This is a genomic window from Micromonospora sp. WMMC415 (genome assembly GCF_009707425.1).
Taxonomy (GTDB): Bacteria; Actinomycetota; Actinomycetes; order Mycobacteriales; family Micromonosporaceae; genus Micromonospora.
Map to the genome: position 1 here is coordinate 1869197 of NZ_CP046104.1, position 23525 is coordinate 1892721.

Genomic DNA, 23525 nt, shown 5'->3' on the forward strand with positions numbered 1-23525 from the left:
TCATGGCACACCTCGCGAGCGGCGGCATTCGGGCTGCTCACGAGCGTGGGTTTAGTCGGTACGAGGAACGTCAGAGGAGGTGGCACCGATGGAGATCTTCTACATGAACGAGCGTCCGGCGGCGCTGCCCGCTGCCGTCGCTCCGCTGTCGGCTGTCCAGGTGGCCCTCGCCGCTGCGCGACCGTCGGTTCCGCAGGTGCACCAGGTCGAGACTCAGGCCGAGCTGATTCTCGCGCCGGCACCGCACGCGGTCCAGGGGACCAGTGGCTTCACGGGCAAGGGTGTCGATGTCGCCAAGCGGCGCATGGACGTCCGCGGAGTTCCACCTCGAGGTAGACCGGTCTGAACCAGACCACCGGCTCACCTCGAGGCCGCGGAACCCGCACACCGGGATCCGCGGCCTCAGTTTTTTTTGCCCCGCCGAAGTACGTACGTCGGAAGTGCGATCCACGAGATCGAAGTGAGAGAGAGGTGACCGGGAGATGAGTCTGGCGTTGGCCCCGCTCGACATCAGCGTCGAGCTGGAGGCGAACCTGCCCTGCCGGAAGTTCGACCCCGACCTGTGGTTCTCCGACTCGCCCACCGAGCTCGAGCTGGCCAAGTCGCTCTGCGGGGACTGCCCGCTGCGCGTCGAGTGCCTGGCCGGTGCGGTGGAGCGGGCCGAGCCCTGGGGCGTCTGGGGTGGCGAGATCTTCGAGCGTGGCGCGGTCGTTCCGCGCAAGCGGCCCCGTGGCCGTCCGCGCAAGGAGGACGTCGCCCGGGACGCCGCGCTCCGGGTCGAGGCCGAGGCGCGCCTGGCGGCCAGTGGGCTGTCCACGCGTGACGCGGTCCGGCTGGCGGCCTGACAACTACCCGATCCGTTCCACCCCACCGCCGGTGATCCACCGGCCGCGAGAAAGCTGACGAGAATGCTGAATCTGTTCAACACCACCGAGACGCAACTACTCAACGAAGCGTTGTCCCGGGCTCGAATGCTCCGGCCTCAGGCCGGTCGCACCACCACGAGCACTGAGGCAACCCGTTCCGCCCGTACCGTCGCCATGGCCGCCCGCAGCCGGTCGGCCCGCGAGCTGGGCGCTCTGTAAGGACGAAGGGCCCCTCCCGGCGGAGGGGCCCTTCTTTCGTACCCGTCACGTCGGGCGCGTCCGGTCCTTCCGGGCGCGCCCGCCCTGTCGTCAGGCGACCGGCGCGAAGCCGGGCAGCCACCGTTCCAGGATGCCCCGGTACGGCGCCTTGGCCTCCAACTGGCAGAGCACCCCGATCGACCCGAGCGTCACCCGGTGGATCAGCAGGTACGACGGGGGCAGGTTGAGCTGCCGGCCGAGCTGGTGCGCGGGGGAGCGGGGGTTGGCCAGCCGGGCCGCCTCGGCGCGCAGCCAGGCCCGGGTGAACCGGAACTCCTCGCCGGCGATCGGGGCCAGCATCGGACGGAGGAAGTCGAGCACCGCCTGGGCGTCGATCGGCTCGGAGGCGCTGATGAACCCCTCGGCCCGCAGGCCCGCCACCACCTCGTCCGCGTCGTCACGCAGGGCGAGCGCGGCGATCCGGCCGATCGGTTCCGGCGTGCCCTCGGGCATCCGGGCCACCGCCCCGAAGTCGATCACGCCGAGCCGTCCGTCGGACATCAGCCGGAAGTTGCCCGGGTGCGGGTCGGCGTGCAGCAGCCCGGCGCGCTGCGGCGCGGAGAGGTGCAGGGTGGCCATCAGCCGGCCTGCCTCGTCCCGCTGCTCCTCGGTGCCGTCGCGGATGATGTCGGCCAGCGGCGTGCCCTCGACCCACTCCGTGACCAGGACCCGGGGCGACGCCGAGACCACCCCCGGGATGTAGATCTCCGGGTCGTCCGCGTACGCGGCGGCGAAGGCGCGTTGCGACTCCGCCTCCAGCTCGTAGTCGAGCTCCTCGGTGATCCGTTCCCGCAGCTCGACCAGGAGCGGTTTGACGTCCAGCCCCGGCTGGATCGCACGGAACATCCCGCCCAGCCGGGAGAGCTGCTTGAGGTCGGCGAGGAGAGCGTCGCCCGCGCCCGGATACTGGATCTTGACGGCGACGTCGCGGGTGGCCGGCGCGCCCGCCGGCCCGTAGCCCGGGTCCCGCCAGAGCGCACGGTGCACCTGGCCGATGCTGGCGGCCGCCGCCGGGGTGTCGTTGAACTCGACGAACCGGTCCCGCCAGTCGGGGCCGAGCTGCTCGGCGAGCACCTTGTGCACGCTCGCCGCCGGCAGCGGCGGCGCGGCCTCCTGGAGCTTCGTCAGCGCCTGCCGGTAGGGAGCGGCGATCTCCTCCGGCAGCGCCGCCTCGAAGACCGACAACGCCTGGCCGAACTTCATCGCGCCGCCCTTGAGCTGGCCGAGGACGCTGAAGAGCTGCTCGGCGGTGCGCTGCTGGATCTCCGCGGAGATCACGTCGGAGGCGAGCCCGGTGACGCGCTTACCCATGCCGAGGACGGTCCGGCCGGCGAAGCCGAGCGGCAGAGCGGCGAGCTTGGCGGTCCGGGACACGGCCCGGCGCGGGATGTCGGTCACCCGGTCATTGTTACCGACTCGACGGGCCCGCGGCTGCCGTGCGGCGGGGCTGGGGTGCCCGTCCGGCGAACGCGTCCGCCGCGGCGGTGGGCCGGGGTGCCCTTCCGGCGTTCCCGTCCACCGCCACGGTGCCGGCGGCGGGCCGCTCCGGTCGCGCGGTGTGCCGTCGCCGGGAGCAGGCGCAGGACGGATGGGGAGCCCAGAGCCGGCGGCGCAGCCGACCCGCGGCGGTCACCTCGACGGCGCAACCGAGGGTCTCCGGCGTGCTGCCGTCGAGGTGGGCCAGTGCCTCCGCGGTCGCGTACGCCGCCGCGGCCAGCAGGGTCGGCGTCGCGCACATCGCTTCGGGCCCTCCGGCGGCGAGCTGGGCGGCGAGCGCCGGCCAGTCGGCATCCCGGTCGGTGCGGTGCAGGTCGAGGCAGTTCAGGCAGGGCCCGACGGGTGGCCGGACCAGGGGACCGACCACCGGCACGCCCTCGCGGAGGTCGACCGGCAGGTGCACCTGGCGGCGCTGGGCGTGGGCCGCGGCGACCAGGGCGGCCGGCCGGTCCGTACCGAACTGGACCACGAGGTCGGCCCGGCCGGGGCGGAGCGGACCGGTGGCGGTCCCGGGAGCGGTGCGGGCGAGCGCGTCGCGGACCGCGTCGTCGAGCGGGCGACCGAGGTCGGCGGCCGGGATCCCGCTGCCGACCAGGTCGGCCGGACCGACCGGGCCGCTCAGCTGCGGCCGGACGTGGCCGATCCCGGCCTGAGCCAGGGCGAGCGCGACGGGGGCGCCGAGGCGACCGGCGCCCGCGAGCACCACGCGCGCGGCCAGTCGGCGGCGCAGCACCTGGGCCGGTGTGCCGGGTAGGCGCTCGGCGGTCAGGGCGAGGGCCCCGGCCTCGGTGGCCAACCGGGCCCGTGCCGGGCCGGCCAGGTCGCGTGGCACCAGCGTGTGCGCGGCGACCACCAGACCGGCGCCGCGCAGCGTGTCGAGCAGCGTACGGGCCTCGTCCCGGCCGACGTCGATGGTGGCCGCGTGCTGCAGGACGCGCCGCTCGCTGCGGGTGCCGTCCAGCAGGTCGAGCAGCCGGGCCGCCCGGGGGTTGGCGATCTCCAGCAGGACGGCCCGGCCGGGGTCGACACCGAGCTGCAGGGTGTGTCGGTCCCGCCAGAGGCGGGTGAGGCCGGGCAGGAGGGTGGGGCGGGGCAGCGTGGCACGGGTCATGACCACGAATCGTGACCGAGTCCCTGCTGTCCGTCGATCGTTGTCCACAGGTGCCCACGACCCTGTCCAGCGTTGTCCACAGGGTCTGGCGGGTTTTCCACAGGCGCACCGGGTGTCTGTCCGGCAACTGACAGTTGCCGGAAACGGCGGAAGGGGTGGCCGGCGGCCACCCCTTCCGCGCGACCCGGACGGTTCAGACCTTCGCCTTGCCCAGGATGCGGTTCACTGTTGTGCCGCACACCGGACACTTGCCCTTGGCCATGTTCATCCCGGTCTTCGAGACCTCGACGTGCCCCTCGAAGTCCCGCTTCTCCTTGCACTTGACGCAGTAACCGTTGTAGGTCTGGGCCTGGTCGGCCACGGTGCCCTCCTCGTCTCGTCCGCCGGCGAACCCTCATCCGGCGGTGTTCCCGGCGGCGGGCCACGGGATGGCTCCGGCGCTGGGCCTTTCGTCGCGGCCACTGTCGTGACCGCTGGTCCGCGGACCCTACCCAGGTCTGGGCAGTTCCATGTCAGCTCTGCATCGACACTGTGAGCAAGTTGACGTCGAGAGTGTGCATGGCGAATTAGGTCTGATAAGTGAGTTTGGCGGGGACACGCCGACCGGAGCCCCGCAAATAGCCCGTAGGGCACCCCCGCGTGCCGTACGCCTGGATGATCACTTACGGTGAGAGGGCGCGGTCGAGGGACGCCGCCGGCCGCTACGGACCGTGGCCGGAGACGCTCTGTCACAGAAATTTTCGGGACTCCTGGCGACCAATCCCCATTTTCCGGGCGCGTGTCGTCGTGTTGACTCTTGCGGACCCCTGGTCACCACGCAGTAGCTTTCCCTCGTGGCAGGAATCCGAGGCTGCGCGGCCCGCTGATGGCAGGGGTGCGTAAGCCGGTCGTCGAGGTACGGCGCAGCCAGCGCCGGCGACGGACGGTGTCCGCGTACCGGGACGGTGAGCGCGTCGTCGTCCTGATTCCCGACCAGTTCTCCCGCGCCGAGGAGAGCGAGTGGGTCGACCGGATGCTCGCCCGGCTCGCCGCCCGGGAGGGCCGGCTGGCCCGGTCCGACGCCGAGCTGCTCGCCCGGGCCACCCGACTGATCACGCTCTACCTGGCCGACCACGGCCCGGAGGCGGTTCCCAGCAGCGTCCGCTGGGTGACCAACCAGAATGGCCGGTGGGGCTCCTGCACCCCGGCGGACCGGACGATCCGTATCTCGCACCGGGTCCAGGACATGCCGGACTGGGTCATCGACTACGTCCTGCTCCACGAGCTGGCCCACCTCATCGTCCCGAGTCACAACGCCCGGTTCTGGGAGCTGGTCGGTCGGTACCCGAAGACCGAGCGCGCCCGCGGCTACCTGGAGGGCGTCGCCGCCGTCTCCGCCTCCTGACCGCCGATCCACCACGACGGGGCCACCCGCCGCGCCGCCGGCCCCTGCTGATGATCCACATCATGACGGCGGCACGGCGGTGTCCGGGGCCGGCTGATCGAGCGCTGCCGGCGGCATGGAGTCGATCTCGAACGGGACCCGGCGTAGGGTCGTTCCGTGGCCCGACGGTTGGTGGTGGCGTTGCTCGGCCCGGTCGCGTGGTCGCCGCCGGGTGTCGACCCGGTCGCGTGGCGGACCGCGCTCGCCGAGGACGTCGTCGACCTGCTCGCCACCCTGAACGAGGTCGAGACCGCGGTCGCGGTGACCCCGGCCGACCGGTGGTTGGCCGACGCCGTGGTCTGGCCCGGCACGAGGGTGTACGAAATCCCGGAGCCCACCGTCAACGCCGTGCTCGACGTGTGCGGGACCGGCCGCCCTGCCGGACCCGGCCTCGCCCGGGATCCGTCGGCCCGGATGCCGGGCGGTGACCCGGGGCCGACCGGCGGGCCCGCGACGGCGGGGCCCGGTCCGGAGGCCGGGGACGGGCCGGTCACCGCTTCGCCCGAGCAGGCGGCGTGGGCCGAGGCCGGTCGTCCGGCCGGCGCCGACAGCGAGGTGCCCTCCGGGCGCTACGACCAGGTGGCCGTGATCGCCGGTGACGCACCGGACCTACCCGGGCTGATTATCGGCAAGCTGCTCCGGCCCCTCACCACCAGGCCGGTCGCGGTCGCGCCGACCGAGGGCGACGGTCCGGGCCTGCTCGGTGTGGCGGCGCGGCTGCCCGTACCAAAGTGGTTGCCGACGCTGGACCTGGACAGCGCGCGGCCCGCGGCCGTGCGGGCGGCGGCGCCCCGCCCCGGCGACCTCGCGGTGACGCCCGCGTGGCACCGCCTGCGCGGCCCGGGCGACCTGGCCCGGCTGAACCCGGCCCTGGAGGGCTGGGACACCACCCGAGCCCTGCTCTCCGGCGCCGGCCGCCCAGGCTGACCGCCCCGCGCCGCACAGTCCCCGGTTGCGGCAGGTCAGCGGCCGGACACCCCGACCTGCCGCAACCGGCGACGATCAGGCTCGTCAGCGCTCCGGTGACGCTCCGGGCCCCTCGTCCGACTCGCCCGGGGCCTTCTCCTCCGGCCCGCCCGGCGCGCTGAAGTCGAAGCTCTCCAGCTCCCCGAGGTCCAGCTGGGACCGGGCGAAGGCCACCGGGTCGGCGAAGTCGTCGTCGGACGGCAGCAGGTCGGGGTGGCCCCACAGGGCGTCCCGGCCGGCGATGCCCCGGTGCTCGGTGAGCGCCGCCCACAGCGCCGCCGCCTCCCGCAGCCGGCGCGGGCGCAGCTCCAGGCCGACCAGGGCGGCGAAGGTCTGCTCGGCCGGCCCGCCCGCGGCCCGGCGCCGCCGGAACGCCTCGCCGAGCCGGACGACGTTGGGCAGCCGGCCGCCGGCCGCGCTGTCCACCACGTGGCACACCCAGCCCTCGACCAGGGCGAGCGCGGTCTCCAGCCGGGCCAGCGACGCCTTCTGCGCCGGGCTGTCCTCCGGCGTGAAGATGCCCTCCAGGGCGATCGCCTGCATCGACTCCGGGTCGGTCGGGTCGACCCGGCCCATCGCCTCCTCGATCGCCTCCCGGTTGACCCGGATGCCCGAGGCGTACATCTCCACCGCGCTCAGCACGTGCCCACGCAGCCACGGCACGTGCTCGAAGAGCCGCTGGTGGGCGGCCTCGCGCAGCGCCACGTAGAGGCGGACCTCGTCCTCGGGCAGCTCCAGGCCGGCGCCGTACTCCCGGATGTTGGCCGGGATCAGCGCGGCCGTGCCGGCCGGGCCGAGCGGCAGCCCGATGTCGCCGGCGGAGAGCACCTCCGCGGCGAGCGAGCCGAGGGCCTGGCCGAGCTGGCCGCCGAAGAGCGCGCCACCGAGGGTGGCCACCATCGACTGCATCGGGCCGAGCTGGGCGCGCGCCTCCGGCGGCACCAGGTCGCCCATCGCGCCGACCATCCGGCTGGCCACCGGGTCGCACAGCTTGCGCCAGACGTCGAGCGTCTTGTAGATCCACTCGTTCCGGTTCCACGCCACCGAGCTGTGGATGCCCGAGGGCAGCGCCGACGCCGGCTCCAGCCACAGGTCGGCCAGGCGGAGCGCCTCCTCCACCGCGTTGCGCTCGTACGGCGAGACCGCCGGGTCGCCCGACGCGGCGAGCTGGCTCGCGGCCACCTGGCGGGCCAGGTCCCAGTTCACCGGGCCGCTGCCGGGCGCCGACAGCAGGTGCTGCAACTGCGACATGAACTGCTGCATCTGTGCAGGGTCGTTGGGGTCTGGCGGTTGCCCACCCGGGAGCGCGAAACCGAACGGAATATCAGGCACGAGGTCTACGGTACGCGCGCCGCGCCCCAGGTCGCGCCTGCTGGCGTTGCGCTCAGGGCGAAGTCCCGGCTCGTCCGGCGGGGTGAACCGGACCGGTCGGTACGCTCTGCCGCATGAGACGTCGCGGCGTGACCGTCCTGCTCGGTGCCCTGCTCACCACCCTGCTCAGCATCGGCGTGCTGGCCGCGCCCATCCCGTACGTGGTGCTCGGCCCCGGCCCGACCGTCAACACGCTGGGCGCCGAGAACGGCAAGGAGGTCATCCAGATCACCGGCCGGGAGACCTCCACGTCGGCGGGGCAGTTGCGGCTGACCACGGTGGGGGTGCAGCCCTCGGTCAAGCTGCGCTCGGCCATCCAGGGCTGGTTCTCCGACGACGAGGCGGTGGTGCCCCGCGAGCTGGTGTACCCGCCGGGGGAGAGCCAGGAGGAGGTCGAGGAACGCAACGCGGAGGACTTCAAGGTCTCCCAGACCAGCGCCGAGACGGCGGCGCTGCGCGAGCTGGGGTACCCGGTGCAGGTGGTGGTCAAGACGGTCGCCGCGGACGGCCCGTCGAACGGCGTCCTCAAGCCCGGCGACGTGGTGACCTCGGTCGACGGGCAGCCCGTCACGGTGGCGGCCCGGCTCACCGAGCTGATCCGCGCCAAGCCGGCGGGGACCGCCCTGGAGATCGGCTACACCCGGAACGGCGCCGCCGCGACCGCCCGGATCACCAGCCGGGAGCAGGACGGCCGGCCCCGCATCGGGGTCGAGATCGACCAGCAGCAGCCGCACCCGTTCACGCTGACCATCGACCTGGAGGACATCGGCGGCCCGAGCGCCGGCCTCATGTTCGCCCTCGGCATCATCGACAAGCTGCGTCCGGAGGACCTGACCGGCGGCCGGATCATCGCCGGTACCGGCACGATCGACGACGAGGGACGGGTCGGCCCGATCGGCGGCATCGCGCAGAAGCTGGTCGGCGCGAAGGACGCGGGGGCCACCGCGTTCCTGGTCCCGGCCGACAACTGCGCCGAGGCCGTCCGCAACCCGCAGCCCGACCTGCCGCTGATCAGAGTCGCCACGCTCGACGACGCGCTGACGGCCCTGGAGGCACTGCGTACGGGCGGTGACGCACCCCGTTGCTGACCACGGCGCGCCACCCGACGTGACCGTGGACCGACACGTTCAGGAAGACCCCGTACTCTGGTTGCCTGGTCGGAGCCGATCACATCGAGCGTGCGGAGCCAACAGTGGTCATGCGTAGCAGCGCCCCCCTGCCGAGGATGAGCCGACGCGGACGCGTCACGATCGGTGTCCTGGTCGGGGTGTTCGTGCTCTTCACCCTGCTCGGCTGGGGTGTACAGGCGTGGACCGACTGGCTGTGGTTCGGCGAGGTCGACTACAAGCAGGTCTTCACGGGCGTGCTCGCCACCCGGCTGCTGCTCTTCCTCGCGGTCGGGCTCGGCATGGCGGTCGTCGTGGGCGGCAACCTCTGGCTGGCCCACCGGCTGCGGCCCCGGCTGCGTCCGCAGTCCCCGGAGCAGGCCACCCTGGAGCGCTACCGGATGCTGCTGAGCCCGCGGCTCGGCATCTGGATCGCGCTGGTCGCCGCCGTGGTCGGCCTCTTCGCCGGGCTGTCGGCGCAGAGCCGGTGGAACCAGTGGCTGCTCTTCCGCAACGGTGGCAACTTCGGTGTCAAGGACCCGGAGTTCGGGGTCGACATCGGCTTCTACGTCTTCGACCTGCCGTTCTGGCGCTACCTGCTGGGGGTCGGCTTCACCGCCGTGGTGCTGGCGCTGATCGGCGCGCTCGCCGTCCACTACATCTTCGGCGGCGTCCGGCTCCAAGGCGTCGGCGACCGGATGAGCAACGCCGCGCGCGCCCACCTGAGCACGCTGGTCGCGGTCTTCGTGCTGCTCAAGGCCATCGCGTACGTGCTGGACCGGCGGGCCATGCTGCTGGAGTACAACGACGGCGCCAACGTGTACGGCGCCGGGTACGCCGACGTCAACGCGCTGCTCCCGGCGAAGGAGATCCTGGCCTACATCTCGGTCGTCGTGGCGATCGCGATCATCATCTTCTCGAACGCCTGGATGCGGAACCTGGTCTGGCCGGGCATTTCCCTGGCCCTGCTCGGCGTCTCCGCGGTCGCGATCGGCGGCATCTACCCGTGGGCGGTGCAGACGTTCGAGGTGAAGCCGAGCGCCCGGGACAAGGAGGCGCCGTACATCCAGCGCAGCATCGACGCGACCCGGGCGGCGTTCGGCCTGACCGGCGCGGAGACCACGCCGTACGCGGCGAGCAACCTGACGCCGCCGGCGACGCTGGCCACGGACACCGCGGTCGTGCCGAACGCCCGCCTGCTGGATCCGCAGCTGGTCAGCGAGACGTACACGCAGCTCCAGCAGGTTCGCGGCTTCTACGACTTCGGTCCCAAGCTCGACATCGACCGCTACACGGTCAGCGGCAAGACCCAGGACTACGTGGTCGGTGTCCGCGAGATCAACTACAGCGAGCTGACCGCTCAGCAGAGCAACTGGATCAACCGCCACACCGTCTACACCCACGGGTACGGCCTGGTGGCCGCCCCGGCCAACCAGGTCGTCTGCGGCGGCCAGCCGTTCTTCGTCAGCGGTTTCCTCGGTGAGAAGTCGCAGGAGGCGTGCGCCTCGCAGACCGAGCAGATCCCGGCCAGCCAGCCGCGCATCTACTACGGGGAGCGGATGGAGGAGGGCGACTACGCCATCGTCGGCAAGTCCGACCCCGAGGCGAACCCGGCCGAGTTCGACCGGCCGGTGGGCGAGGGCGGCGACAACGGGCCCGAGTCGTACTACACGTACACCGGCTCCGGTGGCGTCGAGATCGGCTCGTTCCCCCGCCGGCTGCTCTACGCCATCAAGGAGCAGGAGTCGAACTTCCTGCTCTCCGAGGCGGTCAACGAGAACTCGAAGCTCCTCTACGTCCGTAACCCCCGCGAGCGGGTGGAGAAGGTCGCCCCGTTCCTCACCGTGGACGGCGACCCGTACCCGGCGGTCGTCGGTGGCCGGGTTCAGTGGATCATCGACGGCTACACCACCGCCGCCACCTACCCGTACGCCGAGCGGATCAACCTCCAGACCGAGACCACCGACGAGCTGACCAACCGGGGCACCTTCCAGCTGGCCCGGGAGAACGTCAACTACATCCGCAACTCGGTGAAGGCGACCGTCGACGCGTACGACGGCACCGTCACGCTGTACGAGTTCGACGACAGCGACCCGGTGCTCAAGGCCTGGAACAAGGCCTTCGGCGGTGACCTGGTCAAGCCGAAGGCGGAGATCCCGGCCGACCTGAGCGCGCACTTCCGCTACCCGGCCGACCTGTTCAAGGTGCAGCGCAACCTGCTCACCCGGTTCCACGTGACCAACCCCGGCGACTTCTACTCCGGCCAGGACTTCTGGCAGGTGCCGAACGTGCCGGACGCGCCGGACAGCGGGCAGAAGCAGCCCCCGTACTACCTCTTCACCCAGTTCCCGGGGCAGGAGTCCCCGCGGTTCCAGCTCACCGCCGCGGTCACCCCGAACGGCCGGCAGAACCTGGCCGCGCTGATCTCCGGCTCGTACGTGGACGGGCAGCCACGGCTGGAGGTCCTGGAGCTGCCGGACCAGACCCGCATCTCCGGTCCGGTGCAGGTGCACCAGCAGATGACCAACAACGCCCAGATCCGGCAGCAGCTCAACCTGCTCTCGTCGAACCAGGCGCAGGTCCAGTACGGCAACCTGCTGTCCCTGCCGTTCGGCAACGGCATGCTCTACGTCGAGCCGGTCTACGTGAAGAGCAACCAGCAGGACGCGTACCCGCTGCTCCAGAAGGTGCTCCTGTCGTACGGCGACGGCGGCTCGTACGTCGTCCTGGCCGACAACCTCACCGACGGCATCAAGCAGCTCGTCGAGCAGGGCAAGCGGGCCGGCGCCACGCCCACCCCGCCGCCGCCGACCGGCGAGACCCCGCCGCCCACGCCGAGTCCGGGCGCCACGCCGCCCCCGCTCACCGGTGAGCTGGCCGAGGCCGCGAACCGCGTCCAGACCGCCATCACGGAGGTCCGCGCCGCGCAGGCCTCGGGCGACTTCGAACGGTACGGGCGGGCGCTGAAGGCGCTCGACGAGGCGATCACCGCCTTCCAGCAGGCACAGGGGGCGGCCGGGCCGACGCCGGCACCGGGCGGTACACCGGCGCCGACCGGCAGCGCCTCGCCGAGGGCCGGCGGCTGACGCGCACCGCGACCGGCGGCGCCCCCGGATCCCGCGAGTGGATCCGGGGGCGCCGTCGTCTTTTCGACACCCGCAGGTGCAACCCGCGGGACGGCCGTCCCGTTCTCAGGACAACGACAGTGACGGACCTTGGGGACACGTGATGGCGACATGAGGGACGCGGAGCGTTTCGACGAGTTCTACCGGAGCACCGCGCACCGGATGCTCCGCTACGGCTACGCGGTCACCGGCGACCACAGCGAGGCGCAGGACCTGGTGCAGGAGGCGTACGCCCGGGCCTGGCGGCAGTGGGGCCGGCTCACAACGCATCCGGCGCCCGAGGCGTGGCTGCGGCTGGTGGTGTCCCGGCTGGCCACCGACCGCTGGCGTCGGCTGACCGGCTGGCGCGCCCTGGTCCGCCGCACCGGCCCACCCGACCCGGTTCCACCCCCGAACGAGGACAGCGTGCTGCTGGTCGGTGCGCTCCGGCAGCTCCCGGCCGCGCAGCGGCAGGCGCTCGCCCTGCACTACCTCTACGACATGTCGGTGGAGGACATCGCCCGCGAGACGGACGTGCCCACCGGCACCGTGAAGTCCTGGCTGTCCCGGGGACGTGCCCGGCTGGCGGCTCTCCTGCCCGACCTCACCGACGAGCGACTGGAGGCGAACGATGTCGCGTGACCTGTCCGACTTCTACCGGTCGCTCGCCGACGAGGCGGACACCCGTGCCCTGCCCGTTCCGGAGACCCTGCGGCGTGCCGCCGACCGGCGTGCCCGGATCCGGATGACCGGCACCGCTGTCGCGGCGGCGGTCCTGGTCGCCGGAGTGGCGACCGGCACCCGGATCGGGTTCTCCGCCGAGCCGGCCCCGGTGGCGCCGCCGGGCGGGCCGACGGCCCCGGCGTCGACCCCGCCGTCCGCGCCCTCGTCGTCCCCGACTCCGTCGGCGCGCCCCAGCGGTACGCCGCAGACGTCGGCGTCGAACTCGATGCCCCCGGCTCGGCCGGGCCCGACCTCGATCCCGGATCGGGCCTTCTTCCGGCTCGCGGCGGCGAACGACAAGGGGGTCGAGAGTTTCGTCGACGCCGAGGTGCTGCCGTCGCTGTGCAAGGCGCGCTTCCCCAGCGACGACGCGATCGTGCAGCGTCGGAGCCGGCACCTCGCCTACAAGATGGCCGAGACACCGTCGGACTACGTCCCCGACGGCAGTTACGTGCACAGCATCACGATCTACAAGCCCGGTGGGGCCGACGACGCGCTGCGCGAGCTGCGCGAGGCGGTCCGGGCCTGCCCGGAGCAGCAGGGTACGGGCGGGGACAACCCGGCGACGTACCGGCTGCGGCTGCTCGACGACCATGGCTACGGCGACGCCTCGGTGCTCTTCGAGATCCGGTCGGACGCCCGCGACCTCGAGGGCAACCCGGTCGGCGGCGAGGAGGTGCGGCTGATCCGCGCGGTCCAGGTCGACGACGTGGTGACGATCCTGTGGGAGCAGGGCTGGGAGGGCACCTCCGCCGAGCGTGCGCAGGTCGACGCCGACAGCCGCCGCGCGGTGACCGCGATCGAGTCCTGGCTCGGCCGGCGCTGACGACACGTGGAGGATTCCGGCCCGCCGGAATCCTCCACGTTTCCGGCGTCTGGCCGGTCGTTTTGCGGCGGGCCGGGGTGGTGCGATACGGTTGACGGACCGACGCGGGGTGGAGCAGCTCGGTAGCTCGCTGGGCTCATAACCCAGAGGTCGCAGGTTCAAATCCTGTCCCCGCTACTCGTCCGAAGGCCCCGGAGATTCCTCCGGGGCCTTCGTCGTGTCCGGGCGCCGGTCCGGTCATTCCGGTCGCCGCCACGGGTGCTTCCACCCCGTCCGGGGGTGGCGGATCATGGCGGAGCGCCATGGGGTACAGTGGTGAAGCCGACGCGGGGTGGAGCAGCTCGGTAGCTCGCTGGGCTCATAACCCAGAGGTCGCAGGTTCAAATCCTGTCCCCGCTACTCGTCCGAAGGCCCCGGAGATTCCTCCGGGGCCTTCGTCGTGTCCACGCTGGGCCGGACCGGGGGTCGACACGCTCATCCGGGCCGTCTGCCGTGCCGCGGTTGCGCTTCTCGGCGAGGATGGGGCCATGTCTGCTTTCGGCAAGTGGTGGGGCCGGCTGGGCGCGGTCCTCGGTGCGGTGGTCCTGTCGGTGTTCGTCCCCGTGGCCGCCTGGGCGTCCACCGGCCCGGGCGAGATGGCGGTCGAGGCCGTCCGGCGGCGCCGTGGTGGCGGCTTCGGGTTCCTCGGGCTGCTCTGCTGCCTGGCCGTGGTGGCCGTGATCGTGTTCCTGATCCTCCGCATGATGCGCAACCGCCGCGGCGGCGGCCCCCGCTGACCCAGGCGGCCGCCGGGTGCCGGCCCGGCCGGCGAGCCCGCTCACCCCGGGCCACCGGCGCGGGCCGTACGCAGGCCACGTGGTGTACTAGGCCGCGTGGAACTTCTGCACTCGGGCAAGGTCCGGGACGTCTACGCCGACGGCGAGGACCTGATCCTGGTCGCCTCCGACCGCATCTCGATCTACGACGTGGTGCTGCCGACGCCCATCCCGGACAAGGGCAAGCTGCTCACCGCGCTCTCGCTGTGGTGGTTCGAGCAGCTCGCCGACCTGGTGCCGAACCACGTGATCTCCGCGACCGACGTACCGGCCGAGTTCGCCGGCCGCGCGATCCGGTGCCGGCGGCTGGACATGGTGCCGGTGGAGTGCGTCGCCCGGGGGTTCCTCACCGGCGGTGGGTTCGCCGAGTACCAGCGCACGGGCGCGGTCTCCGGCGTCGAGCTGCCGCGCGGCCTGGTCGAGGCGTCGATCCTGCCGGAACCGATCTTCACCCCCTCCACGAAGGCGCCGGTGGGGGAGCACGACGAGCCGATGACCTTCGCCGAGGTGGTGGACAAGGTCGGTGCGGAGACCGCCGAGCGGCTGCGCGGGATCACCCTGGACCTGTACCGGCGGGGCGCCGAGCTGGCCGCCGACCGGGGGATCCTCGTCGCCGACACCAAGATCGAGCTGGGCTGGGCGGCCGACGGCACGCTGATGGTCGGCGACGAGCTGCTGACCTCGGACTCGTCCCGGTTCTGGCCGGCGGAGTCGTACCAGCCGGGGCGCGCCCAGTTCTCGTACGACAAGCAGTACGTCCGGGACTGGGCCACCGACAGCGGCTGGGACCGGCGGGCCCCGGCGCCGGAGGTGCCGGCGGAGGTCGTCGAGGCCACCCGGGCCCGCTACGTCGACGTGTACGAGAAGCTCACCGGAGAGCGCTGGGACTGACCCGATACCCCGATTCTTCGGGTCGGGCTGGACCCACCGGCCGGTGACCGTCGAGGATGCTCTCGTCACCTTCGGTGCTCGTGCGGCTCTCGGGACGGTCGGATGAACGGCGACATGTGGATCAGGGCGCTCAAGGCCGCCCGCGCCAGCGCGGGCGTCTCCCAGGAGGCCCTCGCGGAACTGATCAGGTGGAGTCCGTCCACCATCGCGGCGATCGAGACGGGCCGGCGTCGGCCGACGCCCCAGTTCGCCACGGCGCAGACGAGGCGCTGGGCACCGGCGGCCTGCTCGCCGAGCTGCTGGCGGCGGCGGCCCGGCAGCAGTCACCGGCCTGGTTCGCGCCGTGGCGGGGGATCGAGGCCGACGCGGTCGCCCTCCGCACCTCCGAGCCGTCGCTGGTGCCCGGTCTGACGCAGACCGAGGCGTACGCCCACGCGGTGCTCAGCGCTCAGGGCACGCACACTCCTGACGAGGTAAACCAGCTCGTCGCCGGCCGGATGGCCCGCCAGGCGCTGCTGACCGGCGAGGACCCGAAGCGGTTCACCGCGGTCGTGGACGAGGGCGCCCTGCGCCGGGTGGTCGGTGACCGGGAGGTCCAGCGGGCGCAGCTGGAGCGGCTGGTCGAGCTGGCGGCGTTGCCGCACATCCGGCTCTACGTCGTCCCGGCGGCAGCCGGCGCGCACCCCGGGCTGGCCGGCGGCTTCGTGCTGGCCACGCTCCCGGACGGGGACGAGGTGGCCTACGTGGACGGAGTCTACGGTCAGGTTGTCGACCGGCCGGACGCCGTCGATACCATCAGGGTCATGTGGGACACGCTGCTCAGCGAGGCTCTCCCCGCGAGCGTGTCCGTCGAGCTGATCGGGAAGCTGGTGAGCGAGCTGTGAACACTGCCCCCACCCCTCGGTGGCGGGTGTCGAGCCGGTCCGGCAACGGTGGCAATACCTGCGTCGAGGTGGCCGACAACCTGCCCGACCGGGTGCTGGTCCGCGACTCCACGGACCGCGGCGGCGCCGTCCTGACCTTCGCGCCGTCGGCGTGGCACTCCTTCGTCGAGCTGGTCAAGTCCGCGGGCTGAGCTGTCGGCACCACCCTGCTGCGGGGACGGCGCGCGGCGGCCGTCGGTCCGCTCCCGGCCCGCCGCCCGTACGATGTGTGGACGTGCGTGACATCGCCGTCTTCAGCGGAACCGCCCACCCCGAACTCGCCGCCGAGATCTGCACCCACCTCGGCGTCCCGCTGTACCCGGTCCGGGTCTCCCGGTTCGCCAACGACTGCCTGGAAGTGCAGTTGCAGGCCAACTGCCGGGGGCGGGACGTCTTCCTGATCCAGCCGCTGGTGCCACCGGTGCAGGAGCACCTGGTCGAGCTGCTGCTCATGATCGACGCGGCGCGGGGCGCGTCGGCCGGCCGGATCACCGTGGTGCTGCCGCACTACGCGTACGCCCGGTCGGACAAGAAGGACGCGCCGCGCATCTCGATCGGCGGCCGGCTGGTCGCGGATCTGCTCACCTCGGCCGGCGCGGACCGCGTGCTCGCGATGACCCTGCACTCGCCGCAGGTCCACGGCTTCTTCAGCGTCCCGGTCGACCACCTGCACGCGCTGCGCGAGCTGGCGCTGCACTTCAAGGGTCACGACCTGAGCAACACCGTCGTGGTCTCCCCGGACCTGGGCAACGCCAAGGAGGCCGCCGCGTTCGCCCGCCGGCTCGGCACGCCGGTCGCCGCCGGTGCGAAGCAGCGCTTCAGCGACGACCGGGTCCAGATCAGCGCGGTCATCGGCGACGTCGCCGACCGGGACGTGATCGTGCTGGACGACGAGATCGCCAAGGGCAGCACGGTGGTCGAGCTGATGGAGCACCTGCGCAAGCTGAACGTCCGCTCGATCCGGCTGGCCTGCACCCACGGTCTCTTCTCCAGCGGGGCGCTGCAACGGCTCAGCGACCAGGAGGGGGTGCTGGAGATCGTCTGTACGAACACGGTCCCGATCCCGGCCGACAAGCGGGTGCCGAAGCTGCAGGTCCTCTCGGTCGCGCCGGCCCTGGCCGAGGCCATGCGCCGCATCCACAACGGCGAGTCGGTGAGCGCCCTGTTCGGCTGACCCGCCCCGCACTCCGCGATCTCGCGCTTCCCGGCCCCGGCACACCGGACCGGCGTGACGTGACGGCGACCCGAAGGTCAGTCGCGGGTGGGTTGGGGTGCCGGGGCCAGGGCCGTGGTGATGCGGACGATCGTGCCGGCCTCGCCGGTCTCGATCTCCATCGAGTCGCTCAGCTCGCGGGCCAGCCACAGGCCCCAGCCGCCCGCCGTGTCCGCCGCCGGCCGGCTGCGGTCGTGGAGCTGCTGCGTGCTGATCCCGTGCCCGTGGTCGGCGACCTCGCAGAGCAGGGCGCCCCGCTGCCGCCACAGCCGCAGCCAGCCGTGGCCGCCGCCGTGCCGGACCGCATTGGTGATCAGTTCGTTGACTGCCAGCACGAAGTCGTCCAGCCGCTGCCCCCGCAGACCGGAGGCGTGCGCGCAGGAGGTGACCGAGTGCCGTAGCTCGGTCACCTGAGCCTGGTCGAAGGCTTCGGCGATCAGGAGGGGAGAGTCGATGGGCACAACCGTACGCGGTGCGTGCGGTTCTGCGTTTGTCATGGCCCCGTCCCCGCAGCGGATCTCGTTGTCTTTCGCGGCATTTCCACCGTACGTCAGCGTTTCTCGACGCGCACCAGCCGGGCCCGCCGATTGCTCGTCGCGCTGTGGCATCGTGTCGACCGTGCCGACGTCCCCGGGTGGTTTCGAGGTCCCGCTCTGGCGGGCCATCGCCGTGTTCCGGGTGGCGTCCCTGGCGTACGTGTGCGTGGTGGCCGTACGCCACGCGGACCGGTACGCCCACCCCCTCGCCGCCGCCGCCGTGGTCCTGGTGATGGCGGCCTGGACGGTGCTGACCGCGGCCGCGTACGCGCGCCCGTCCCGGCGTGGCTGGCCGCTGCTCGTGGCCGACCTCGGTGTCGTCCTCGGCGTCGTCCTGGCCACCCCGTGGGTGGTCGGACGGGCGGCGCTCGCCGCCGGTGTCCCCACCCTGGGCGTGGCCTGGCTCGCCGGCCCGGTGCTGGCCTGGGCGGTGTCCGGCGGCCGGCGCCGGGGCACGGCGGCCGCGCTGGTGGTCGGTGCGGGGGACCTCGCCACCCGGGAGCGGATCGGCGAGTCCTCGCTCACCGGCGTGATCCTGCTGCTCCTCGCCGGCGTGGTGGTCGGGCACGTGGCCCGGCTCGCGGTGACCGCCGAGGAGCGGCTGCAACGGGCCGTCGAGCTGGAGGCCGCCACCCGGGAGCGGGAGCGGCTCGCCCGCGACATCCACGACTCCGTGCTCCAGGTCCTCGCGCTCGTGCAGCGCCGCGGCGCCCACCTCGACGGTGAGGCCGCCGAGCTGGCCCGGCTCGCCGGCGAGCAGGAGGCGGCGCTGCGCGCCCTGATCGCCGGCGCCGCAGCACCACCGGCCGACGACGGGCCGGCGGACGTGCGCGGGCTGCTCGGGCGGTACGCGTCGCCGTCGGTCTCGCTGTCGGCGCCGGCGGGCCCGGTACCGCTGCCCGCCCCGGTGGCCCGGGAACTGGCCGCGGCGACGGCCGCCGCCCTCGACAACGTGGCCCGGCACGCCGGCGGCCGGGCGTGGGTGCTCGTCGAGGACGAGGAGGACACGGTCACGGTGTCGGTCCGCGACGACGGCCCGGGCTTCGCCGACGGCCGGCTGGCCGAGGCGGCGGCGCAGGGGCGGCTGGGGGTGGCCCGGTCCATCCGGGGGCGCATCGAGGAGCTGGGCGGGTCGGTCCGGATCACCTCCACCCCGGGCGCGGGCACCGAGGTCGAGTTGACCGTTCCCCGGCAGCGGACGTGAGGCGGCACATGGGCCGCGGCTCGACGTCCCGCCACGGCCGGGCGCCGACCCCGGGGAGCGGCCCGAGGACGAGCCGGGGAGCGCTCCGGGCCGCAGCACGGTGGAAGGAGGCGGCGTGGCACGGGTGATGGTGGTCGACGACCACCCGATGTGGCGGGAAGGTGTGGCCCGCGACCTGACCGAGGCCGGTCACGAGGTGGTGGCGACCGCGGGCGAGGGACGTCAGGCGGTCCGGGTGGCGCCCGCCGCGCGACCCGACGTGGTCGTCCTCGACCTGCAACTGCCGGACGTCTCCGGAGTGGAGGTGATCCGCGGGCTGCGCGCCGCGCTGCCCGAGGTCCGGGTCCTGATGCTGTCCGCCAGCGGCGAACAGCAGGACGTGCTGGACGCGGTGAAGGCGGGCGCCACCGGCTACCTGGTGAAGTCCGCGGCCCCGGCGGAGTTCCTGGAGGCGGTGCGGCGGACGGCGGCGGGGGAGCCGGTGTTCACACCCGGGCTGGCCGGTCTGGTGCTCGGCGAGTACCGCCGACTGGCGGCCGGCCCGTCCGCTCCCGACCGGGAATCGGCGGGCACACCCCGGCTCACCGACCGGGAGACCGAGGTGCTGCGCCTGGTGGCCAAGGGGATGTCGTACAAGCAGATCGCCGAGCGGCTCGCGATCTCGCACCGGACCGTGCAGAACCACGTGCAGAACACGCTGGGCAAGCTCCACCTGCACAACCGGGTCGAGCTCACCCGGTACGCGATCGAGCGGGGGCTCGACGACTGAGCGGCGGTCGGGAAACGCCACAGCGTGGTGTCCCGACAGCCTCTCGCGCGCCTCCCCCAGACGACGCCGCAGGCGCGTCTGGTTCAGACCGAGTGTGGCGGGCGCGTCTCGTGGATCGCCAGCTCCTCGGCGGTCGCGCCGCCACCGGCCGCCCCGGCGTCGTACGCGATCGAGTCGGTCTCCTGGTCGGTGTGGGCGCCCTCGTCCGGTTCCACCAACCGGCCCACCTGCGCGTCGGCGGTGCTGCCGAGCTGGCCGTGGTCGTAGAGCGACACCGGGGACCTCGGGTCGGACGTCGGCCCCGGATCGATCACGTCGGCGTCGAGCTGGGCCTGGGCGGCCTGCTCCTCGCTGTCCGCCTCGGCGGCGATGTCCGGGTCGACCGGGCCGGCCAGCGGGTCGTCGGCGGGACGCTCGTACTGTTCCCGGCCGAGCTTGTAGTCCAGCGACTCGCCGTCGAGCTGCTCGTCGGCGGTGGTCCCGAACCGGTCGACCGCCACCGGCGTCCGGTCGCCGGGCAGCTGGGCCGGCTCCGGGCCGTCCGCCTCACGCCCGGTCAGGACGTCGTCGTTGGCGGTCGAGTCGTCGTCGGCGGTGTCGGGCAGGCCCTCCGCCTCGGGATCGGACACGGGGGTCGGGTACTCGTCGTCGCGCATGCCAGTGCTCTACCCACTGCCCACCACCCCGTAACCGCCCGCCGAGGTGGTCAGGGGTGGTGCTCGGGGTGCAGAACGCACCAGACGACCTTGCCGTCCGGTACGGGCGTGGCGCCCCACCGCTCGGACACCGTGTCGATCAGCAGCAGCCCCCGCCCGCCGGCGGTGTGCGGCGGCGCGAACCCGGTGAAGGCGGCCAGCCGGGACGAGTGGTCGCGGACCGCCACGTGCAGCGCGCTGTCGCGGGGGGCCAGCCGGACGGTCATCGGGGTCCGGGCGTGGGCGACCACGTTGTTGACCATCTCGGTGACGGCGATGGTGCCCGGCTCGGTCAGCTCGGGCACGCCCCAGCGGTCGCAGCCCTCGCCGAGCAGTTGACGGGCCTGCCGGGCGGCCGCCACCACCGGCTCGAGGTCGGCGGTGAGCACGGCGGCGAGCGGTGTGGCCGCGAGGGACGCCAACGCGCCGTCGAGCGTCGGCCAGGCCGGCACGTTCCGTGCCGCACCGGACGGGTCGCAGAGCAACAGGTCGGCGGCGGGCCAGTCGAGGACCGCCCGACGGATCTCGCCGAAGACGTCCCACGTCGCCGGATCGGTCGCCCGCAGCCCGGTCACGTCGACCACGAGCGGGCCGGGCCGGTCGCTGAGCCGCCCGAGCAGCGCGTCCCGGACCGTGCCGGTGCTCGACGCGTCGAGCACGCCGCTGACCCGGACCACCCCGGAGGACTCGTCCGTCTCCACCAGGCAGCGCACGTCGGTCGGCATGATCGTCTTATTGTGCCCGCCCGTCCCGAGCCGCGCATCCGGCTGTTCGACGCGGTCCATCAGCGATCCGCCCGGCCGCGTCGGGTCATCGCGGCGACCGTTCCGACGGCCGTGCCGGCGGCGGCGAGCCCGAAGGCGGCGCCCATCCGGACCAGGTGCCGGCGCCGGCCGTGCCAGCCGCCGCGGCGCTCGGCGGCGGCGTCGGGCGAGAAGACGTTCCCGGTGCTGTCGAGGCGGGCGGCCGGCCCGAACTGGGTGCGGTGGGCGTACCAGCCGAGCGCCCGTTCGGCGAGCGCCGGGGCGACCCGCCACTGGAGGCCGATGAGGCGGGCGGCGCCCCCCGCGTACGCCTCCCGGCGGGGCCGCCGCAGCATCCGGACGATCGTCTGCGCCACCATCTCGGGCGGGTACACGGGTGGCGGTGGCACCAGCTCCCGGCCGCTGTGGTTGGCCGCGTGCCGGAAGAACGGTGTGTCGATCGTGGCGGGCAGCACCGTGCAGATCGAGATGTCGCCCCGGCCCGTGACACGCAGTTCCTGACGGACCGTGTCGGCCAGCCCGCGGATCCCGTGTTTCGTCGCGTTGTACGCCGACTGGTACGGCATGGCGACCTCGGCGAGCACTGAGGCGTTGTTCACGATCACGCCTCCGCCCCCCGCACCGAGGTGGGGCAGCGCGGCGCGGATGCCGTACGCGGTGCCGAGCAGGTTGACCTCCAGCACCCGGCGGAACTCCTCGACGGGTATCTCGTCGAACAGCCCGACGGCGCTGACCGCGGCGTTGTTGACCCAGCCGTCGATCCGGCCGAACTCCGCCACCGCCCGCTCCGCGAGCTGTTCCACGGCCGCCGGGTCGGTCACGTCGGTCGGGACGGCGGCGGCGCGCCCGCCGAGTTCGAGGCAGCGCTGCGCGACCTGGTGCAGGGCGGGGTCGCTGCGGGCGGCCAGCACGACGGCGGCGCCCCGGCGGGCGAGCGCGTACGCGGTGGCCGTGCCGATCCCGCTGGAGGCCCCGGTTATCACCACGACGGCGTCGGCGAGTCTTCGGGTGAGAGGCATTCTCCGCCCGTACCCCACCGGGTGGGGGTCATGCGGAGAACCTTGCCGGGATCCAAGGCCCTTGATCATTGCCGCGGGACAATTATGCGCGGCACCCGTCAGCCTCTTTCCGATCTGCCAGGTTTCGGCTCCCGGACCCGGGGTTAATGGGACCCTCTGACCGGGAGGAGCAACGCGGAGAAGATCGCCTGGAGGTGACCCATGCGCGTCGGCCTCGTCTGCGCGCACGCCGACCCGTCGCGGCGTGCCGGCGGCCCGGCCGTCGGGACCCACCACCACATCGCGCGGGTGGCCGCCGAGCTGGCCGTCCGGGGCCACGACGTCCGGGTGTACGAGCGCCGCGACGCCCCCGACCAGGCGGCGACCGAGACGGTCGACGGTTACCTCGTCGAGCGCGTCCCGGTCGGTCCCGCCGCGGGCCTGCCCACCGCCGAGCTGGTCCCGCACGTCGCCGAGTTCGGCCGCTGGCTGGCCGACCGCTGGGCGGGGGAGTGGGCACCCGAGGTGGTGCACGGCCACTACTGGGTGGGCGGGCTGGCCGCGGCGCACGCGGTCCGCGAGACCGACATCCCGGTCGTGCAGACCTTCCACTCGCTCGGCGTGGAACAGCTCCGCCACCTCGGTCCCCGCTACGACGCGCCGGAGGAGCGGATCCCGTTGGAGCGCGCGCTCATCCGGGCGGTCGACATCGCCGTGGCCCAGTCCAACGACGAGGTCGACGAGCTGACCCGGATGGGCCTGCAACGCACGTCGGTGGCGCTGGTGCCCCCCGGCGTCGACACCGGGCAGTTCCATCCCGACGGCGAGGCGGCGCCGCGCGAGGCGCGAGCCCGGATCCTCTCCGTGGGCGCCCTGGACCCCGGCCACGGCCAGGAGGACCTGATCCGCGCCATGCGGCTGGTCGGGGACGCCGAGCTGGTGATCGCCGGCGGCCCGCCCGCCGAGCAGCTCGCCGGGCACGCCGAGGCGCGCCACCTTCGGGAGGTGGCCGAGCGCAGCGGGGTGGCCGACCAGGTGACCCTGGTGGGGGCGGTGCCGCACGAGCAGATGGCCACCTGGTACCGCTCGGCCGACGTGGTTGCCTGCACCCCGCGCTACTCGACCGCCGGGCGGGTGTCGCTGGAGGCGATGGCCTGCGGCGTACCGGTCGTCGGCTACGCGATGGGCGGGATCGCCGACGCGGTCGTGGACGAGGTGACCGGGCGGCTGGTGCCGGCGGGCGACGTCCGGACCCTCGGGGTGACGCTGCGCCGGTTGCTCGCCGACAACGCCGGGCGGTTCGCGTACGGCCACGCGGCGGTGGACCGGGTGCGGTGCAGCTACACCTGGGACCGGACCGCCGGCGCGCTGGAACGGCTCTACGAGCGGGTGATCGGCCGCCGGAAACCGGTCGAGGCGGCCTGACGCCGCCGGGCGGCCGGGACGCCTGCCACGGGCCGTGCCCA

Annotated in this window: 25 protein-coding genes and 2 tRNA genes; 19 read left to right on the top strand and 8 right to left on the bottom strand. The window is 73.3% G+C overall.

Annotation, left to right across the window (positions count from 1 at the left end):
- The first annotated feature begins 88 nt into the window (after positions 1 to 88).
- Both GKC29_RS09145 and GKC29_RS09150 read left to right on the top strand, forming a co-directional pair.
- Positions 89 to 346, top strand: coding sequence for a hypothetical protein (locus tag GKC29_RS09145; RefSeq protein WP_155330409.1), 258 nt, complete (start codon positions 89 to 91; stop codon positions 344 to 346).
- Between the two features lie 136 nt (positions 347 to 482).
- Complete coding sequence (locus GKC29_RS09150) at positions 483 to 845, top strand: WhiB family transcriptional regulator (protein WP_155330410.1); 363 nt, start codon at positions 483 to 485, stop codon at positions 843 to 845.
- A 330-nt stretch (positions 846 to 1175) separates the two neighbouring features.
- Here GKC29_RS09150 and GKC29_RS09155 read toward each other — a convergent pair whose 3' ends face one another.
- The 3 genes from GKC29_RS09155 to GKC29_RS29515 all read right to left on the bottom strand — a co-directional run bounded on the left by GKC29_RS09155 (position 1176) and on the right by GKC29_RS29515 (position 4093).
- Positions 1176 to 2522: an AarF/ABC1/UbiB kinase family protein gene (locus tag GKC29_RS09155; RefSeq protein WP_155330411.1), complete on the bottom strand. Its 1347-nt coding sequence runs from the start codon at positions 2520 to 2522 to the stop codon at positions 1176 to 1178.
- A gap of 10 nt (positions 2523 to 2532) precedes the next feature.
- Positions 2533 to 3732 (bottom strand): hypothetical protein, encoded by a 1200-nt coding sequence (locus GKC29_RS09160; protein WP_155330412.1) that lies wholly within the window; start codon positions 3730 to 3732, stop codon positions 2533 to 2535.
- A gap of 193 nt (positions 3733 to 3925) precedes the next feature.
- A complete protein-coding gene (locus GKC29_RS29515) occupies positions 3926 to 4093 on the bottom strand; it encodes a DUF5679 domain-containing protein (protein ID WP_007464795.1) in 168 nt (55 codons plus the stop codon).
- 504 nt (positions 4094 to 4597) lie between these two features.
- On the opposite strand from GKC29_RS29515, the gene GKC29_RS09165 reads away from it, so the two are divergent.
- Positions 4598 to 5116: a M48 family metallopeptidase gene (locus GKC29_RS09165; RefSeq protein WP_155330413.1), complete on the top strand. Its 519-nt coding sequence runs from the start codon at positions 4598 to 4600 to the stop codon at positions 5114 to 5116.
- Positions 5117 to 5272: 156 nt separating this feature from the next.
- Positions 5273 to 6082, top strand: coding sequence for a hypothetical protein (locus tag GKC29_RS09170; RefSeq protein WP_230688970.1), 810 nt, complete (start codon positions 5273 to 5275; stop codon positions 6080 to 6082).
- An 84-nt stretch (positions 6083 to 6166) separates the two neighbouring features.
- Here GKC29_RS09170 and GKC29_RS09175 read toward each other — a convergent pair whose 3' ends face one another.
- The gene (locus GKC29_RS09175) at positions 6167 to 7384 is read right to left on the bottom strand and encodes a zinc-dependent metalloprotease (RefSeq protein ID WP_155330414.1); all 1218 of its coding nucleotides are present in this window, start codon (positions 7382 to 7384) and stop codon (positions 6167 to 6169) included.
- A gap of 182 nt (positions 7385 to 7566) precedes the next feature.
- Here GKC29_RS09175 and GKC29_RS09180 point away from each other — a divergent pair, with 182 nt between their 5' ends.
- The 12 genes from GKC29_RS09180 (at position 7567) to GKC29_RS09230 (ending at position 17054) form a co-directional block, all read left to right on the top strand.
- The gene (locus GKC29_RS09180; protein ID WP_155330415.1) at positions 7567 to 8580 is read left to right on the top strand and encodes a PDZ domain-containing protein; all 1014 of its coding nucleotides are present in this window, start codon (positions 7567 to 7569) and stop codon (positions 8578 to 8580) included.
- A 110-nt stretch (positions 8581 to 8690) separates the two neighbouring features.
- Positions 8691 to 11684: a UPF0182 family protein gene (locus GKC29_RS09185; RefSeq protein ID WP_196255841.1), complete on the top strand. Its 2994-nt coding sequence runs from the start codon at positions 8691 to 8693 to the stop codon at positions 11682 to 11684.
- 150 nt (positions 11685 to 11834) lie between these two features.
- A complete protein-coding gene (locus GKC29_RS09190) occupies positions 11835 to 12344 on the top strand; it encodes a SigE family RNA polymerase sigma factor (protein ID WP_155330417.1) in 510 nt (169 codons plus the stop codon).
- Entirely contained in the window at positions 12334 to 13251 is a 918-nt protein-coding gene (locus GKC29_RS09195; protein WP_155330418.1) for a hypothetical protein, read from the top strand. The genes GKC29_RS09190 and GKC29_RS09195 overlap by 11 nt, the downstream gene beginning before the upstream one ends.
- A 103-nt stretch (positions 13252 to 13354) precedes the next feature.
- Positions 13355 to 13428 (top strand) — tRNA-Met (locus GKC29_RS09200).
- A gap of 148 nt (positions 13429 to 13576) precedes the next feature.
- Positions 13577 to 13650, top strand: a tRNA-Met gene (locus tag GKC29_RS09205).
- A 128-nt stretch (positions 13651 to 13778) separates the two neighbouring features.
- Positions 13779 to 14027, top strand: coding sequence for a hypothetical protein (locus GKC29_RS09210; RefSeq protein WP_155330419.1), 249 nt, complete (start codon positions 13779 to 13781; stop codon positions 14025 to 14027).
- A gap of 96 nt (positions 14028 to 14123) precedes the next feature.
- Positions 14124 to 14957, top strand: coding sequence for a phosphoribosylaminoimidazolesuccinocarboxamide synthase (locus GKC29_RS09215; protein WP_155330420.1), 834 nt, complete (start codon positions 14124 to 14126; stop codon positions 14955 to 14957).
- A gap of 114 nt (positions 14958 to 15071) precedes the next feature.
- Positions 15072 to 15368 (top strand): helix-turn-helix transcriptional regulator, encoded by a 297-nt coding sequence (locus GKC29_RS29885; protein WP_230689054.1) that lies wholly within the window; start codon positions 15072 to 15074, stop codon positions 15366 to 15368.
- On the top strand, positions 15356 to 15841 hold the full coding sequence (locus tag GKC29_RS29890; RefSeq protein ID WP_230688971.1) for a DUF5753 domain-containing protein: 486 nt from the start codon (positions 15356 to 15358) through the stop codon (positions 15839 to 15841). Before GKC29_RS29885 ends, GKC29_RS29890 begins: the two co-directional genes overlap by 13 nt.
- A gap of 26 nt (positions 15842 to 15867) precedes the next feature.
- On the top strand, positions 15868 to 16032 hold the full coding sequence (locus GKC29_RS09225; RefSeq protein WP_230688972.1) for a DUF397 domain-containing protein: 165 nt from the start codon (positions 15868 to 15870) through the stop codon (positions 16030 to 16032).
- Positions 16033 to 16115: 83 nt separating this feature from the next.
- Positions 16116 to 17054 (top strand): ribose-phosphate pyrophosphokinase, encoded by a 939-nt coding sequence (locus GKC29_RS09230; RefSeq protein ID WP_155330422.1) that lies wholly within the window; start codon positions 16116 to 16118, stop codon positions 17052 to 17054.
- A 77-nt stretch (positions 17055 to 17131) separates the two neighbouring features.
- Here the strand turns inward: GKC29_RS09230 and GKC29_RS09235 are convergent, their stop codons facing one another.
- Positions 17132 to 17590 carry an ATP-binding protein gene (locus GKC29_RS09235; RefSeq protein ID WP_155330423.1) on the bottom strand — a complete coding sequence of 153 codons (459 nt, stop codon included), beginning with the start codon at positions 17588 to 17590 and terminating at the stop codon, positions 17132 to 17134.
- 121 nt (positions 17591 to 17711) lie between these two features.
- Here GKC29_RS09235 and macS point away from each other — a divergent pair, with 121 nt between their 5' ends.
- On the top strand, positions 17712 to 18833 hold the full coding sequence (gene macS / locus GKC29_RS09240; RefSeq protein WP_230688973.1) for a MacS family sensor histidine kinase: 1122 nt from the start codon (positions 17712 to 17714) through the stop codon (positions 18831 to 18833).
- Between the two features lie 127 nt (positions 18834 to 18960).
- Positions 18961 to 19602, top strand: a complete 642-nt coding sequence (locus tag GKC29_RS09245) for a response regulator transcription factor (protein WP_155334050.1) — start codon at positions 18961 to 18963, stop codon at positions 19600 to 19602.
- Positions 19603 to 19685: 83 nt separating this feature from the next.
- Here GKC29_RS09245 and GKC29_RS09250 read toward each other — a convergent pair whose 3' ends face one another.
- From GKC29_RS09250 to GKC29_RS09260, 3 genes are read right to left on the bottom strand one after another with little or no spacing between them, the layout of a single operon-like run.
- Positions 19686 to 20258: a DUF5709 domain-containing protein gene (locus GKC29_RS09250; protein ID WP_155330425.1), complete on the bottom strand. Its 573-nt coding sequence runs from the start codon at positions 20256 to 20258 to the stop codon at positions 19686 to 19688.
- A 50-nt stretch (positions 20259 to 20308) separates the two neighbouring features.
- On the bottom strand, positions 20309 to 21082 hold the full coding sequence (locus GKC29_RS09255; protein WP_155330426.1) for an ATP-binding protein: 774 nt from the start codon (positions 21080 to 21082) through the stop codon (positions 20309 to 20311).
- Complete coding sequence (locus GKC29_RS09260) at positions 21082 to 22080, bottom strand: SDR family oxidoreductase (RefSeq protein WP_155330427.1); 999 nt, start codon at positions 22078 to 22080, stop codon at positions 21082 to 21084. The genes GKC29_RS09255 and GKC29_RS09260 overlap by 1 nt, the downstream gene beginning before the upstream one ends.
- A 201-nt stretch (positions 22081 to 22281) precedes the next feature.
- Here GKC29_RS09260 and GKC29_RS09265 point away from each other — a divergent pair, with 201 nt between their 5' ends.
- Positions 22282 to 23484, top strand: a complete 1203-nt coding sequence (locus GKC29_RS09265; RefSeq protein WP_155330428.1) for a glycosyltransferase — start codon at positions 22282 to 22284, stop codon at positions 23482 to 23484.
- Positions 23485 to 23525: the final 41 nt, after the last annotated feature.